The following is a 14,662-nucleotide window of genomic DNA, read 5'->3' as shown; positions in this document are numbered from 1 at the left end:
CGACCTGATCCTCGGTGCGGTCGCCGAACTGGACCTGCCACTGCACCGACTGGACCAACGCCGGCACCGGGTGGCCGAACTCTTCGCCACGAGGGAGCTCACTCATGCCTGAGCCGTCCACCGCCGCCGTGCGCTCCACGCCGACCGGCGTCATCCACGACATCGGTTACCAACGCTACGAGGGCCCGAGGCTCGGCCGCCGGCAGGTCTTCGGCGCGCTCTACGGGCACGGTCTGCGCACCGCGTTCGGTCTCGGCCGCAGCGCCAAGGCCAAGATCTTCCCGTGGCTGGTGGTCGGCATCGTCACCCTGGTCGCGGTGGCCCTGGCCGCGGTACGCAGCCAGATCGGCGAGCCGGTGGCCACGTACGCCCAGTTCGCCGACGCGATGAGCTGGCTGGTCATCTTCTTCGTCGCGGTAGTAGCTCCGGAGCTGGTCTCCCGGGATCTGCGCAGCGGCGTGCTGCCGCTGTACTTCTCCCGGCCGCTGCCGCGCACCGACTACGCGTTGGCCAAGTTGCTGGCGCTGGTCACCGCCCTCTGGCTGCTGCTCGGCGGGCCGCAGCTGTTGATGTTCCTGGGTGCCGCGTTCACCACCAAGCAGGGCATGCGCGGGGTGTGGAACGAGCTGCTCGACCTGCTCCCCGGGCTGCTCTACGCCGGGCTGTGGGCGGTGGTCTTCGCCTCGGTCGGCCTGCTGGTCGCGTCGCTGACCGGTAAGCGCGCCTTCGCCGCCGGCGGTGTGGTCGCGGTCTTCCTGATGACCACCCCGATCGTGGGCGTGCTGAGCATCCTGCCGTCGCGTGCCGCCAACGAGCTGGCCGGGCTCGCCTCGCCCTCCACGCTGGTCCAGGGGGTGGGCATCTGGTCCCTGGGTGACCTGCTGGTCGAGGGCGATCCGGGCGAGATGATGATCGGCGGGTTCGGCCCGGTCTACGCCCTGGCCGCGGTGCTGCTGGTCGCCGGCGCGACCGCCCTCCTGCTGGCCCGCTACCGGAAGGTCGCCTCCTGATGAGCACGCTGAGCCTGACCGGGGTGTCCCGGTGGTACGGCAACGTGGTCGCTGTCAACGACATCAGCATGTCCCTCGGCCCGGGCGTGACCGGGCTGCTCGGCCCGAACGGCGCCGGCAAGACCACGCTGCTGCACATGATGGCCGGGTTCCTCTCCCCGTCGCGCGGCACCGTCACCCTCGACGACGAGCCGACCTGGCGCAACCCCGATGTCTACCGGCGGCTGGGGCTGGTCAGCGAGCGGGAGGCGGTGCAGGGTTTCCTCACCGCCTACGAGTTCGTGCTGGCCAGCGCGAAGCTGCACCGGCTGCCCGATCCGGCGGCCGCGGCCCGACGGGCGATCGATCTGGTGGAGCTGGAGTCGGCGCAGGACCGCCGGATCGGCACGTACTCCAAGGGCATGCGCCAGCGCGCCCGGGTGGCCGCGGCGCTGGTGCACGACCCGCAGGTGCTGCTGCTCGACGAGCCGTTCAACGGCATGGACCCGCGCCAGCGGCTGCACATGATGCAGCTGCTGCACACCCTGGGTGACGCTGGCCGGACGATCCTGTTCAGCTCGCACATCCTGGAGGAGGTCGAACAGGTCTCCGGGACGGTGCAGGTGATGGTGGCCGGCCGGTTGGCCGCCTCCGGCGACTTCCGGACCATCCGCCGGTTGATGACCAACCGCCCGCACGTCTTCGCGGTGCGCTCCACCGACGACCGGGCGCTGGCCGTCGCGCTGATCGCCGAGGCGTCGGTGAGTGGGGTCGAGTTGGACCCGACCGGCTTGACCGTGCGGGCCGGTGACTACGGCGCGTTCACCCGGGCGCTGCCCCGGATCGCGCTGAACAAGGGCATCCGGGTACGCCAGCTGGTGCCGTCCGACGAGTCCCTGGAGAGCGTCTTCTCCTACCTGGTGGAGGCCTGACATGTCGACAGTTACCTGGATCACCGCGCGCGGGTTGTTCGGCCGCCGTCGGTTCCTGCTGCTGCTACCGCTGCCGTTGGTGCTGCTCGGGCTGGCCGTGCTCTGCCGGTCGCTGGGGGTGGACCCGGGCCAGTGGGGGCCGCCGGTGCTGGTCGGTCTCGGGCTGGCCGTGGTGCTGCCGGTGGTCGCGCTGATCATCGGCACCGGCGTGCTGGGCGCCGAGATCGACGACGGCACCGTGGTGCACATCCTGACCAAGCCGCTGCCGCGCTGGCAGATCGTGCTGCCGAAGCTCGCGGTGGCCGCCGGGGTCACCGCGGTCACAGTGGCGGTGCCGCTCTACGTCGCGGGTGTGCTCGCCGATTCGGTACGCCTCGGACTGGCGCTGGCGGTCTCGGCTGCGCTCGGCGCGCTGGCGTACTCGGCGTTGTTCCTCGCGCTCAGCCTGGTCACCAGGCGGCCGGTGCTGCTCGGGCTGGTCTACGTGCTGATCTGGGAGGGGCTGCTGGGCAACTTCGTCAGCGGCACCAAGGTGCTCTCCATCCAGCAGTACGTGATCGCCCTCGCCGACCGGATCGCTCCCACCGGGCTGCTGGAGACCAGCGTGTCGGTGCCGGTGGCGTCGGTGATGACCGCGCTGGTCAGCGTCGGCTTCACGGTGCTCGCCATCGACCGCCTGCGCTCGTTCAGCGTGGCCGGTGAGACGAGCTGACAACGGTGCGAGCCGCTGTTCCGGCCAGCCCCCGCGCGGCGGTAGGGCTGGCCGGATGGACCGGTCAGGCCTCCTCCGGCCAGGCTGGTGGGCGTGAGCGTCGAAGCGGAGCGGACGTCGTTGGCTGAGCCATACTCCCGGAGCAGCCGGCCGTGGCTGACCAGCCTGGCCGTCGCCGGGCTGGCCTGTGCCACGGTCGCCACGGCGGCTCAGGGCAGCGGCCAGTTCCACTGGTGGGCGGTCTTCATTCTGATCCCGGCCGCGTTGATCGCGGCCAGCGGTGGGCCGTTGCTGGTTCGCGGCGGCGGCCGGGCCTTCGCCGGGTACATGCTCGCCTGCGTCGGCACGATCGTCTTCGCGGTCGGCGCGCTGCTGATGTTCGGCGTGATGGGGCGAGGCTGGCCGCTCCTGGTGGTGCTGCCCTGCCTGGCGGTGGCCGGCACCTACTGGTGGCGGGCGGCCCACCCGCTCGCCCGCGGCCTGCACCGGGCGGTGGCCCTGCTCGCGCTGACCGGCGCGCTGCTCGGCCTGACCCTGCAGCTGATCCGGGTGGATCTGATCCACCCGAAGACCGGTTGGTGGGGCGCTTTCCTGATGTTGGCCGGGGCCATCGTGCTGGGCAACGCGGGGGAGCTGACCCGGCACCGGATGCCGTACCGCCTCCAGGCGATCACCCTGCTGGTGGGGCCCGCCGTGATCGCGTTCCTGCTCGGGCTGCGCTTCCTGCGCGGCTGGCACGTACCACTGGTGATCACCGGTGCGGTTCTGCTCGACGTAGTTGATCTGCGCCTCGCGGCCGGTGATCTCCTCCGCGATCCGGAACGCCTCGATGTGCGAGGTGTTGGAGTGGCGGCCGCCACCGAGGTTGTAGACCTCCGCGGATCGCGGGGCCCGGAAGAACGCCTCGAACGCGGTCAGCACGTCGTGCGAGTGGATCGCGTCCCGGACCATCTTGCCCTTGTATCCGAAGAGGTTGTACGTCCGGCCCTCCATGACGCAGCGCATCAGATAGGCCAGGAACCCGTGCAGCTCGGCCGCGGAGTGCGCCGGGCCGGTCAGCGTGCCGCCCCGGAAGCAGGCGGTCTTCATGTCGAAGTAGCGCCCGTACTCCTGGACCATCACGTCCGCGGCGACCTTTGAGGCGCCGAAGACCGAGTGCAGCGAGTGGTCGATCGACATCTCTTCGGTGATGCCCTGGTACCAGCGGTGGTCCTCGGGCAGCTCGTACCGGGTCTCCAACTCGATGAGCGGCAGGCTGTTGGGCCGGTCGCCGTACACCTTGTTCGTCGAGCAGTGGATGAACGGCGCGTCGATCGCGTGCCGGCGGGTGTTCTCCAGGATGTTGAGCGTGCCGCCGGCGTTCACGTCGAAGTCCGTGTACGGCTCCTTGGCTGCCCAGTCATGGCTCGGCTGGGCAGCGCTGTGGATCACCACTGCGATGTCCGAGCCGTACTTCTTGAACACCTGCTCCAGGCCGTCCCGGTCCCGGATGTCCACCGCGAAGTGGGTGTACGCGTTACCCAGGTCACGGCCGAGCCGTTCCAGGCTCCACGAGGTGGAGCCGTCCTCGCCGAAGAAGTACCGGCGCATGTCGTTGTCGATGCCGACGACGTCCAGACCGAGGCCGGCGAAATGCCGGACCGCTTCGGAGCCGATCAGACCACCCGACCCTGTCACCAACGCGACACTCACACGCCACTCCTGGTCCATCGGAGGCAGAATCCATCGGAGCATAGCGTGACGTCCAGCACGCCCCGATATGACGGAAGGGCCCCGCATGAAGCGGAGCCCTCGTCGGTGGTGGGGATGGGGGGAGTTGAACCCCCACGCCCTTTCGGGCACACGGACCTGAACCGTGCGCGTCTGCCATTCCGCCACATCCCCGTGGCACAACCCGGAACACTCTAGCTGCCCGGCCCCGCTGTCTCCAACGGGCCTCGGGAATACTACGCTGTCCCTGACGCTCGCCACGAGCGATTACCGTTCGTGGCGGACGAAAGATTAGCACGACAATCCCGGCCCTTCCGAACGGGTCGAGAGCAGCCGGCCGAGCGGCGTGTGAGCTGCGCGCGCGCCGGCCGGATACCATCATGTCCTCGGGACCCGAGGAGGAGCCGGTGAGCGTGCTGCAACGCTTCGAGAAGCGTCTGGAAGGCCTGGTAGAAGGGGCCTTCGCCAAGGTCTTCAAAGGGGTGGTCCACCCCGTGGAGATCCTCAACGCCATGCAGCGGGAGGCCGAGGCGCACAAGGCGATCCTGGCCGGTGGGCGCACGTTGGTGCCCAACCGCTACGTGATCGATCTCTCGCCGTTCGACCACAGTCGGCTGGCGCCGTACGCCGCCGCGCTGGCCCAGGAGTTGGCCCAGTCGCAGGCGGAGTTCATCGGCGAGCAGGCGTGGACGGTCTACGGCGACGTGATCGTCGAGATCGAGCGAGGCGAGGGCCTGGACACGGGCATGTTCCGTGTCACGGCCGAGGTCTACACCGGCGGCGAGGTCGCCCCGGTGTCGGCGCCCGGCTACGACGCCGGCCCGCCCGCCTACCCCGCGTACGACCAGGGCGGTGGCTACGGCCCGCCGCCCGGGCACGGTGGCGGTCGCAACGTGCGGCTGGTCTCCGGCGACGGTCGCACCTACCCCCTTCAGATGGGGTCGACGGTGATCGGTCGCGGCGACCAGGCCAACCTGCGCCTGCCCGACGTCGGCATCTCCCGGCGACACGCCCGGCTGGATTTCGACGGGGGCCAGGTCGTGCTGACCGACCTGGGTTCGACCAACGGCACCATGGTGAACGGGCAGCGGGTCTCCGCCGTCGCGCTCAACCCCGGTGACATGGTCCAGCTCGGGACGACGACGCTGACCTTCCGCGTGGACGGCTGACCCGCCTTGCCGGAACTGGTCATCACCGTTGCCCGGTTCGGGTTCCTGATCCTGCTGTGGATCTTCGTGTTCACGGTGGTCGGGGTGATCCGCAGGGACCTCTTCGCGGGCGCCCGGTCCGGTCGTCTGGTGGCCGCGCCACGCGCGGTGGGCGCCTCGACGGGGCAGGGGGCCAAGCCAGCGAAGGTGAAACGGGGCAGAGCGGCGCACCAACTGGTGGTGACGGCCGGTCAGCTGGCCGGCACCAAAATCACTCTCGGGGAAGCGCAGATCACCATCGGTCGGGCTGAGGACTCCACCCTGGTCATCACCGACGACTACGCCTCCGCGCGACACGCCCGGCTCATGCCGCGTGAGGGGCAGTGGTACGTCGAGGACCTCGGCTCGACTAACGGCACGTACCTCGATCGCGCTAAGGTCTCCGGACCAACCCCCGTCCCCCTCGGCGTGCCGATCCGGATCGGCCGCACTTCCCTCGAATTACGGCCATGACTCTGACCCTGCGCTATGCGGCCCACAGCGACCGCGGTCTGATCCGAGACGGCAATCAAGACTCCGTCTACGCCGGGCCGCGGTTACTCGCCGTTGCCGACGGCATGGGCGGTATGGCCGCCGGTGACGTCGCCAGCAACATCGTCATCGGTGCCATGGCGCCGCTCGACGAGGACGTCCCAGGGGACGCTCTCGTCGACGCGTTGCGTTCGGCAGTGGGCACCGCCAACCAACAACTCCGCGACACAGTGGACGCCAACCCGCAGTTGGAGGGGATGGGCACCACGCTGACGGCGACCCTCTTCACCGGCAGCAAGCTGGGGATGGTCCACATTGGCGACTCGCGGGCCTACCTGCTGCGCAATGGCGAGTTCGCGCAGATCACCAAGGACGACACCTACGTCCAGATGCTGGTCGACGAAGGCCGCATCAGCGCCGAGGAGGCGAGCAGCCACCCGCAGCGGTCGCTGCTCACCCGTGCCCTCGACGGTCGGGACATCGACCCGGAATACTCGGTCCGCCAGGTCATGCCCGGCGACCGGTACCTGATCTGCAGCGACGGCCTCTCGGGTGTGGTCAGCGCCGAGACCATCGGCGAGACCTTGCGGGAGTACACCGACCCGCAGCAGTGCGTCGAGCGGCTGGTGCAGCTCGCGCTGCGCGGCGGTGGGCCGGACAACATCACGGTGATCATCGCCGACGCCACCGACCAGGACATCGTCGAGGCGACCCCGATCGTGGGCGGCGCCGCCGCCCGGGACCGGGGCATGGCGACCTCCGCCGACGACTCGACTCCGGCCGCCCGAGCCTCGGCGCTCTCCGCGCCGCGTCCGGCCGCGCCCGAGGAGCCGGCGGCCTCCGACGATGACGCCGACCGGCCGAAACGACGTCCGGTCCGGACCGCCGCCATGGCGCTGGCCCTGCTGGTGATCGTCGGCGGTGCGTCGTTCGGCGGTTGGACGTACACCCAGCGGCAGTACTACGTGGGAGCCACCGAAGAGGGCCAGGTTGCCGTCTTCCGCGGTGTCCAGGGCCAGATCGCCGGGATGGACCTGTCCAGCGTTCACCGCCGCAGCGGCACCCGCCTGGACGACCTCACCGTCGCCGCCCAGGACACCGTCAAGGTCGGCATCCGGGCGAAGAGTGAGCCGGACGCCGAGCGTCAGCTCGCCGAGCTGACCAGCGACACGCCGAGCAACCCCAACCTGAAGCCGCTCTGCCCGCTCGACCCGACCGCCGTCGGGGTCACCACGCCGACGCCGACGCCGACCCCACTCGGTTCGACGCCGACCCCGAACGGCAGCCCGAGCGCCAACGCGTCGCCGACCCCCAACGGGGTTGTCAGCGCAAGCCCGACCGCAGGTGCCACCACCGCTCTCGGTGCTGCCGGCGCGACCACCACACCCGACGTCACGCCCTCCGACTCGGCCCCGCCGGCGCTCGACCCGGCCGGCTGCCGGTCTCCTGAGTGAGCGTCGGCTGAGATCCTGAGGACTCCACCCGTGACCGTAGCGGCCACACCGGCACCCTCGCCCGCCACCGCGGGCGAGCAATCCGGCGTACGCCTGGCGCGGTCGCGCCGCAACGCCGAGCTGTACCTGCTGTTGCTCGCGATGGTGCTGGTGGCCGCGTACGGGGCGACCGTCGAGGCGAACCTGCTGGACACGGTCACCCCGGACTTCTGGATGCCGGCCGCCGCGCTCGGCGCGGTCTTCCTCGGTCTGCACCTGGTCATCCGGTTCCTGGCCCCGTTCGCCGACCCGGCGCTGCTGCCGGCGGTGGCCCTGCTCAACGGGCTCGGGGTGGGCTTCCTGCGCCGGATCGACCTGGGCGACGCCCCGGTGGCCGAGCGGGAGAGCCTTGCCGTCTTCGCGGGGCAGGGCGGGCGTCAGCTGGCCTGGACGCTCGGTGCGGTGATTCTCGCCGCCGCTCTGCTCGCGATCATGCGCGACCACAGGTCGATCTCGCGGTACGCGTACACCCTGGGGTTGGCCGGCATCGTGCTGGTGATGATCCCGGCGGTGCTGCCGTCGAGCATCTCCGAGATCAACGGCGCGAAGCTGTGGGTCCGGGTCGGCAGCTTCTCCATCCAGCCGGGTGAGTTCGCCAAGCTGGCGCTGCTGGTCTTCTTCGCCTACTACCTGGTGCGCAAGCGTGAGGTGCTCTCGCTGGCCAGTCGGCGCTTCCTCGGCATCGACTTTCCGCGTGGCCGCGACCTCGGGCCGGTGGTCGGCGTCTGGCTGATCAGCGTCCTGGTGCTGGTCTTCGAGAAGGACCTGGGCACCTCGCTGCTCTACTTCGGCATGTTCGTGGTGACGCTCTACATCGCCACCGAACGGGTCAGCTGGCTGCTGATCGGCCTGGTCCTCTTCTTCGGCGGCGCGTACCTCGCCTACGTCCTCGGCTCGACGGTCGGCGGGCCGTTCGCCAACTTCTACGTGCGGGCGGAGATCTGGCTCGACCCGTTCGCCGACCCGACCAACAAGGGCTACCAACTCGTGCAGGGCCTGCTGGCCCTGGGCACGGGCGGGCTCTTCGGTGCCGGGCCGGGCGGCGGTCAGCCGGAGATCCTGCCCGAGGTGCAGAACGACTTCATCTTCGCCGGCATCGGTGAGGAGATCGGCCTCTTCGGCCTCTCCGCGCTGCTGGTCGTCTACCTGCTCATCGTGGAGCGCGGGCTGCGCGCCGCGCTGGCGGTACGGGACTCGTTCGGCAAGCTGCTCGCCGGCGGTCTCGCGTTCACCCTCGGCCTCCAGGTCTTCGTGATCGTCGGCGGGATCAGCAAGCTCATCCCGCTGACCGGTCAGACGACCCCGTTCCTGTCCGCCGGCGGGTCGTCGTTGATGGCCAACTGGCTGCTCATCGCGGTGCTGCTGCGGGTCTCCGACGGCGCCCGCCGACCGGTGACCGGAGGAGGCGGCGGCAAGGCGGCTCGTCCCAGCGGTGGCCCGCCCGAGCAGCTGCACGGTGCTCCCACGGAGGTGATCAAGCCGTGAACGCACCCCTGCGCCGCGTTGGCGTCGTCGTCATGGTCCTGTTCGGCCTGCTCTTCGCCAACCTCAACTGGATTCAGGCCTACAAGGCGGATGAATACCGGACCAGCGACTACAACGGTCGGGTCCAGGTCGCCGAGTACGACCGTAAGCGCGGCAACATCGAGGCTGGCGGCACGGCCCTGGCCACCAGCAAGGAGACCACCGGCAACCTGAAGTTCCGGCGCATGTATCCCAGCGGCGCCAAGTACGCCCACGTGCTCGGTTACAAGCCGGTCAACCTGGCCGACCAGGGCATCGAGCGGGCGGAGAACGACTTCCTGGCCGGCACCAGCGACCAGCTGATCGGCGACCGGTTGAAGGACATGTTCACCGGCGACGACACCGGCGGCGGCAACGTGCTGCTCTCGCTCTCCAAGCGGGCCCAGGACGTGGCGTACGACCAGCTGCGCAACAACGAGGTGGGTGCGAAGCGGGGCGCGGCGATCGCCATCGATCCGCGTACCGGTGCCGTCCAGGCGCTGGTCTCCATGCCGAGCTTCGACCCGAACCCGCTGGCCAGCCACGACACCAACGAGGCGACGGTGGCGTACAAGAAGCTGGAGCAGGACCCGGCCGAACCGCTGAAGAACCGCGCGCTCGACGAGACACTGCCGCCCGGCTCCACCTTCAAGATCGTGGTCGCCGCGGCGGCACTGGAGAACGGCATCACCAAGTCCACCCAGATCCCGGCCGGTTCCAGCTGGACCCCGCCCACCTCGGGCACCCCGATCAAGAACGCCGCCGCCTCGATCTGCCCGGAGCCGAAGGTCACCCTGCTGGAGGCGGTCACCGAGTCGTGCAACACCGGCTTCGCGCAGCTCGGCGTGCGACTCGGAGCCGACACTCTCAAGGAGAAGGCCCGGCAGTTCGGCTTCGAGCAGGAGGACCTCACCGTCGGTCATCTCGGTGAGGGCGGCCTGCCCACGGCGGCCAGTCGGACCGGCGACATCCAGAACCCGGACGGCAGCACGGACCCGGCCGCGCTGGCCCAGTCCTCGATCGGCCAGAACAACGTCCGGATGACCCCGCTCGAAGGCGCCATGATCGCCGGCGCGATCGCGAACAACGGCAGTCAGATGCGGCCGTACCTGGTGCGGCAGCTGCTAGCGCCGGACCGGACCACCAGCTACTACAGCGCGAAGGCGCGGGAGCTGCGCCAGCCCGTCGAGCCGCAGGTCGCCGCCGACCTGCGCGAGATGATGGTCAGCGTGGTCCAGAACGGCACCGGCAAGAAGGCCGCGATCAACGGCTACACGGTCGGCGGCAAGACCGGTACCGCCCAGTCCGCTCCGGACCGGCCCGACCACGGCTGGTTCATCGGCTTCGCCCTGGACAAGAACGGCAACCCGGTCTCCGCTGTCTGCGTGATGCTGGAGCAGGCCGGCCCAGGTGGTAGCGCCGAGGCGGCGCGGATCGCCGGCCAGATCATGAAGGCCGCCATCGCCGACCCAGGGGGTCGCTGACATGCTCAGCCCCGGCGTGCAGCTCGGCAACCGCTACCGTCTCGACGAGCGGATCGCCAGCGGCGGCATGGGCGACGTCTGGCGCGGCACCGACCAGGTGCTCGGCCGGACGGTCGCGGTGAAGAGCCTGCTCCCCGCCCTGCTCGACGACCCGGACTTCGGCGAGCGGTTCCGCGGCGAGGCCCGCACCATGGCCACCATCAACCATCCCGGCGTGGTGGACGTCTACGACTTCGGCAACGACCAGCAGATCGCCTTCCTGGTCATGGAGTACGTCGAGGGTGACGCCCTGTCGTCCACGTTGAGCCGGGTCGGCCGGCTCACCCCGGCGCGGACGATGGCACTCGTCGCGCAGGCCGCCGACGCGCTGCACGCCGCCCACGAAAAGGGCATCGTGCACCGCGACGTGAAGCCGGGCAACCTGCTGGTCCGGCCGAACGGCACGCTGGTGCTCACCGACTTCGGCATCGCCCGCTCCGACATGGTCGGCCAGCTCACCGCCGCCGGCTCGGTGCTCGGCACCGCCTCGTACATCTCACCGGAGCAGGCCACCGGCGGCGTGGCCACCCCGGCATCCGACGTCTACGCCCTGGGCGTGGTCGCCTACCAGTGCCTGGCCGGTCGGCGGCCGTTCGAGGGCGACAACCCCCTCGACATCGCGATGCGGCACGTCCGGGAGACCCCCCGGCCACTGCCGGCCGACATCCCTCCGCAGGTGCGCGCTCTGGTCGAACGGGCGTTGGCGAAGGATCCGGCCGCCCGCTGGCCGAGCGCCGCCGCACTCGCCGGGGTCGCCCGTCAGCTCAAGGCCGCGCTCTCCCAGCAGGCTCGGGCCGGCGCGAACTCCGGGCCGGTGTCCGCGGCGCCCGCCTCGCCGGCCGCGCCGGGCCGGGCCCAGGTGCCGCAGGCGCACCAGATGCGTCCGCCGACCGCCCGCCCGCCGGTGGCCGGAGCGAGGCCGACCGCGATCGCACCTGCCCAACAGCCACGCCCCACAGCCGTCGCGCCGGCCGTCCAGCCCGTCCGCCCGCAGGGGGCCCCGAACGGCTACCCACGCGGTGCGGCAGCGGTGCCGTCCGGGCCGCCCCGGCAGGAACACCCGCCGGCGTACGCCCGGCAGGCCGGCCCGGCGACGCCGTCACCCCAGCCCCAGCGGTCCCGGCCTGGAATGGTGCTTCTCGCCATCCTGCTGGCCGTGCTGGTCCTGCTCTGCTCTGGCGTGATTTCCTACAACCTGCGGAAGCAGTCGCAGGACGGCGCGTCAGCCGGGCTTGCGCCGCGCACCGTGACGTCCGGCGCGCTACGACTCGACGGGCGCGACGATCCGACCCGGACGTCGTACCGTCGAGAGGTACGACTCCAGCCGGGCGACGGCGGGACGACGACGAGCGAAGGACGACAGACGCGATGACAGCGCAGGCCCGCCTGCTCGGTGGCAGGTACCAGGTCGGCGAGCTGCTCGGCTATGGCGGCATGGCCGAGGTGCACCGTGGTCGCGATCTCCGGCTCGGTCGGGACGTCGCGATCAAGATGCTCCGCACCGACCTCGCCCGGGACGCGACGTTCCAGATGCGGTTCCGTCGCGAGGCGCAGAACGCCGCCTCGCTCAACCACCCGGCCATCGTGGCGGTCTACGACACCGGCGAGGAGACCGCGCCGACCGGTGAGACGCTGCCGTTCATCGTCATGGAGTTCGTCAACGGGCGGACCTTGAAGGAGGTTCTCGGCGCCGAGGGGCGACTGCAACCGCGCCGTGCGCTGGAGATCTGCGCCGACATGTGCGCCGCCCTGGAGTTCAGCCACCGGCACGGGATCATCCACCGGGACATCAAGCCCGGCAACGTGATGCTCACCCAGACCGGCCAGGTCAAGGTCATGGACTTCGGCATCGCCCGGGCGTTGGCCAGCGGTGCGACCACCATGACCCAGACCAGCGCGGTCATCGGTACGGCGCAGTACCTCTCCCCGGAGCAGGCGCGCGGCGAGGCCGTCGACGCCCGCTCCGACGTGTACGCGGCCGGGTGTGTGCTCTTCGAGTTGGTCTGCGGGCACCCGCCGTTCGTCGGGGACAGCCCGGTCAGCGTCGCCTACCAGCACGTACGGGAGACGCCGCCGACGCCGAGCGACATCAACCCGGACGTCACCCCGGCGGTCGACGCGATCGTGCTCAAGGCGCTGTCGAAGAACCCGCTCAACCGCTACCAGAGCGCTGGCGAGATGCGGGCCGACCTGCTCCGCGCCGCCGCCGGCCGGCCCGTGCTGGCCACCCCGGTGCTGCGCGAGGCGGAGACGGTGGCGATGGCCCCGGCCGGCGGTGGGGGCGGCTATCCGGCTCCCGGCCGTGGGCCGCAGACCGGGCAGATCCCGGCCCGGGTGGGCGATCCTCGTCAGCGCAAGGCGTCCTCGTTCCTGATCGCGTTGTTCAGCGCGGTCGGCGTGCTGGCGGTGATCGCCCTGGTCGCCGCCCTGCTCTGGGACCAGCAGAAGGGCAACGAACTGAAGTCGGTGCCCACCCTCACCGGCAAGGCCCGGGACGTGGCGATCGCCGAGATCCAGAAGGCCGGTCTGTCACCACAGGTGGGTGACCCGGTGTTGGCAAGTGACTGCACCGAGGGCACTGTCGTTCAGCAGAACCCGCTGCCGACCACCCAGGTGAGGCAGAACGGCACGGTCACCATTCAGATCTGTGGCGGTAAGCCCGAGGTGCGCGTTCCCGCCGGGCTCAAGGGCAGCAAGCGGGAGAGCGCCATCGCCCGACTCACCGAGGCGAAGCTCAAGTACGACATCAAGACGGTGGACGACGAGGCGAGCCAGGACGAGGTTCTCAAAGTCGATCCGCCCGAGGGTGAAAGCGTTCCCGAAGGCACGAAGATCACGCTCACGGTCTCGAACGGCAAGGTCCGCGAGGTGCCCGACGTCGTCGGGTTGAGCCAGGAGGAGGCCACCCGGGTCCTCCGGAACGACGGCTTCGTTGTCAACGTGCAGGACGGGCCGGAGGTGCCGGCCGCCGAGGCGGGGAAGGTCACCGACCAGAGCCCGAACGGCAAGGAAAAGAAGCCCACCGGCACGAGGGTGACCATCAAGGTGAGTCAGCCCGAGCCGGAGACCGACCCGACGCCCACAGTGACGCCGACGGGCACGCCGACGGGCACGCCGACCACTCCCGGCAACGGGGGCGGCATCGGTCTGCCGTTCCCACCTCCGCCGGGCCGGTCCCAGGACTAGGCCACCCGCGGGCATCGGCATGACCAAGGTGGAAGCGTCAGCGGTCGGGGCGGTACGGCGGTGGCCTCGACGGCTGCGCCGGCTGGCCGTCGCGGGCCTCGTCCTCCTGGTGCTCGCCAGTTCCCCGTGGCTGTGGACGACGCTCGCCGCACGTGGGCACGTGTACGCCGCCGCCGATGCGCCCACCGCCGACGTGGTGATCGTGCTCGGCACCGAGGTGGCAGCCGACCGTCAGCGGCCGGGTGACCGTCTCGCCGGCCGCCTGGACACCGCCGCCGAGCTGGTGACCAGCGGGCGGGCCACTGTGGTCCTCGTGTCGGGCGACGGCGGCGGGGCGTCCGGCGACGAGCCGGCGGTGATGACGACGTACCTCGCCGAGCGCGGCGTCGACAGGCGTCGGGTGGTGGCCGACCCGTTCGGCCTGGACACCTACGACAGCTGCGCGAGAGCGCGCGAGGTGTACGGCGTCGAGCGGGCCCTGATCGTCACCCAGTCGTACCACCTGTCCCGGGCGGTGACGCTGTGCCGGCAGCTCGGCGTCGACGTCGACGGGGTGACCGCCCGGTGCGACGGTTGCGGCGCTGCCCTACTGGCCGAGAAGTCGATCCGGGACTACCTCGCCAGCGGCAAGGCGGCGTGGGACGCGGTGCGCGGCCGCCCCCCGGCGGTGCGTTCGCCAGCTAATTCCGCGGTCCAGGACGCGCTGCGAGGCTGACCGGGCAGGCGCGGGGTCCCGACGATCCGGTGACCGGGCGCTGACGTCCCGCCCTCAGGCGGTGGCGAAGGCCGCCAGACGACGCGCGTCCACCTCGGCGGCCAGCGCGGGTGCCCGCTCCAGCGCCTCGGGGTGACCGCAACTGGCCAGCCAGTTCGCCAGCATCAGGTGGCCCCCCTCGGTGAGCACCGACTCCGGGTGGAACTGGACGCCCTCGATG

At 70.8% G+C, this 14,662-nt stretch carries 11 protein-coding genes, 1 tRNA gene and 3 pseudogenes; 12 read left to right on the top strand and 3 right to left on the bottom strand.

Features of this window, described 5'->3' with window-relative positions:
* The 4 genes and pseudogenes from ABZ749_RS13680 to ABZ749_RS13665 form a co-directional block, all read left to right on the top strand.
* A pseudogene (locus ABZ749_RS13680) lies at nucleotides 1–112 on the top strand (ABC transporter ATP-binding protein); the annotation flags it as partial.
* Nucleotides 105–1,010 (top strand): ABC transporter permease, encoded by a 906-nt coding sequence (locus ABZ749_RS13675; protein ID WP_357227262.1) that lies wholly within the window; start codon nucleotides 105–107, stop codon nucleotides 1,008–1,010. The pseudogene ABZ749_RS13680 and the gene ABZ749_RS13675, both read left to right, overlap by 8 nt.
* Nucleotides 1,010–1,921, top strand: a complete 912-nt coding sequence (locus ABZ749_RS13670; RefSeq protein ID WP_357207860.1) for an ABC transporter ATP-binding protein — start codon at nucleotides 1,010–1,012, stop codon at nucleotides 1,919–1,921. The genes ABZ749_RS13675 and ABZ749_RS13670 overlap by 1 nt, the downstream gene beginning before the upstream one ends.
* Nucleotide 1,922: 1 nt before the next feature.
* Nucleotides 1,923–2,633 carry an ABC transporter permease gene (locus tag ABZ749_RS13665; protein WP_355010177.1) on the top strand — a complete coding sequence of 237 codons (711 nt, stop codon included), beginning with the start codon at nucleotides 1,923–1,925 and terminating at the stop codon, nucleotides 2,631–2,633.
* Between the two features lie 735 nt (nucleotides 2,634–3,368).
* On the opposite strand, the pseudogene ABZ749_RS13660 reads toward ABZ749_RS13665, so the two are convergent.
* Nucleotides 3,369–4,367, bottom strand: a pseudogene (locus tag ABZ749_RS13660) (NAD-dependent epimerase/dehydratase family protein); the annotation flags it as partial.
* Between the two features lie 64 nt (nucleotides 4,368–4,431).
* Nucleotides 4,432–4,517, bottom strand: a tRNA-Leu gene (locus ABZ749_RS13655).
* Between the two features lie 206 nt (nucleotides 4,518–4,723).
* On the opposite strand from ABZ749_RS13655, the gene ABZ749_RS13650 reads away from it, so the two are divergent.
* The 8 genes from ABZ749_RS13650 to ABZ749_RS13615 are packed head-to-tail and all read left to right on the top strand — an operon-like array spanning nucleotide 4,724 to nucleotide 14,442.
* Nucleotides 4,724–5,512 (top strand): DUF3662 and FHA domain-containing protein, encoded by a 789-nt coding sequence (locus ABZ749_RS13650; RefSeq protein WP_007454122.1) that lies wholly within the window; start codon nucleotides 4,724–4,726, stop codon nucleotides 5,510–5,512.
* A gap of 6 nt (nucleotides 5,513–5,518) precedes the next feature.
* Nucleotides 5,519–6,004 (top strand): FHA domain-containing protein, encoded by a 486-nt coding sequence (locus ABZ749_RS13645; RefSeq protein ID WP_355004608.1) that lies wholly within the window; start codon nucleotides 5,519–5,521, stop codon nucleotides 6,002–6,004.
* Entirely contained in the window at nucleotides 6,001–7,476 is a 1,476-nt protein-coding gene (locus tag ABZ749_RS13640) for a protein phosphatase 2C domain-containing protein (RefSeq protein WP_357227259.1), read from the top strand. The genes ABZ749_RS13645 and ABZ749_RS13640 overlap by 4 nt, the downstream gene beginning before the upstream one ends.
* Before the next feature lie 30 nt (nucleotides 7,477–7,506).
* A complete protein-coding gene (locus tag ABZ749_RS13635; RefSeq protein WP_112601214.1) occupies nucleotides 7,507–9,000 on the top strand; it encodes an FtsW/RodA/SpoVE family cell cycle protein in 1,494 nt (497 codons plus the stop codon).
* The gene (locus ABZ749_RS13630) at nucleotides 8,997–10,502 is read left to right on the top strand and encodes a penicillin-binding protein 2 (RefSeq protein ID WP_357227256.1); all 1,506 of its coding nucleotides are present in this window, start codon (nucleotides 8,997–8,999) and stop codon (nucleotides 10,500–10,502) included. The genes ABZ749_RS13635 and ABZ749_RS13630 overlap by 4 nt, the downstream gene beginning before the upstream one ends.
* Nucleotide 10,503: 1 nt before the next feature.
* Nucleotides 10,504–11,913: a protein kinase gene (locus ABZ749_RS13625; protein ID WP_357227253.1), complete on the top strand. Its 1,410-nt coding sequence runs from the start codon at nucleotides 10,504–10,506 to the stop codon at nucleotides 11,911–11,913.
* Entirely contained in the window at nucleotides 11,910–13,727 is a 1,818-nt protein-coding gene (pknB, locus tag ABZ749_RS13620) for a Stk1 family PASTA domain-containing Ser/Thr kinase (protein WP_357227250.1), read from the top strand. Before ABZ749_RS13625 ends, pknB begins: the two co-directional genes overlap by 4 nt.
* 19 nt (nucleotides 13,728–13,746) lie before the next feature.
* Nucleotides 13,747–14,442 carry an ElyC/SanA/YdcF family protein gene (locus ABZ749_RS13615; protein ID WP_357227247.1) on the top strand — a complete coding sequence of 232 codons (696 nt, stop codon included), beginning with the start codon at nucleotides 13,747–13,749 and terminating at the stop codon, nucleotides 14,440–14,442.
* 54 nt (nucleotides 14,443–14,496) lie between these two features.
* Here the strand turns inward: ABZ749_RS13615 and ABZ749_RS13610 are convergent.
* Nucleotides 14,497–14,662: pseudogene (locus ABZ749_RS13610) on the bottom strand (aminodeoxychorismate/anthranilate synthase component II); the annotation flags it as partial.

This window comes from Micromonospora sp. NPDC047753 (assembly GCF_040642735.1).
Classification (GTDB): Bacteria; Actinomycetota; Actinomycetes; order Mycobacteriales; family Micromonosporaceae; genus Micromonospora.
This window is presented reverse-complemented; position numbering and strand designations above follow the sequence as displayed.

Coding starts and splice junctions, on each gene's coding strand:
- ABZ749_RS13615 (WP_357227247.1), top strand. CDS start 13,747: ATGACCAAGGTGGAAGCGTCAGCGGTCGGGGCGGTACGGCGGTGGCCT.
- ABZ749_RS13670 (WP_357207860.1), top strand. CDS start 1,010: ATGAGCACGCTGAGCCTGACCGGGGTGTCCCGGTGGTACGGCAACGTG.
- ABZ749_RS13665 (WP_355010177.1), top strand. CDS start 1,923: ATGTCGACAGTTACCTGGATCACCGCGCGCGGGTTGTTCGGCCGCCGT.
- ABZ749_RS13650 (WP_007454122.1), top strand. CDS start 4,724: ATGTCCTCGGGACCCGAGGAGGAGCCGGTGAGCGTGCTGCAACGCTTC.
- pknB (WP_357227250.1), top strand. CDS start 11,910: ATGACAGCGCAGGCCCGCCTGCTCGGTGGCAGGTACCAGGTCGGCGAG.
- ABZ749_RS13675 (WP_357227262.1), top strand. CDS start 105: ATGCCTGAGCCGTCCACCGCCGCCGTGCGCTCCACGCCGACCGGCGTC.
- ABZ749_RS13625 (WP_357227253.1), top strand. CDS start 10,504: ATGCTCAGCCCCGGCGTGCAGCTCGGCAACCGCTACCGTCTCGACGAG.
- ABZ749_RS13640 (WP_357227259.1), top strand. CDS start 6,001: ATGACTCTGACCCTGCGCTATGCGGCCCACAGCGACCGCGGTCTGATC.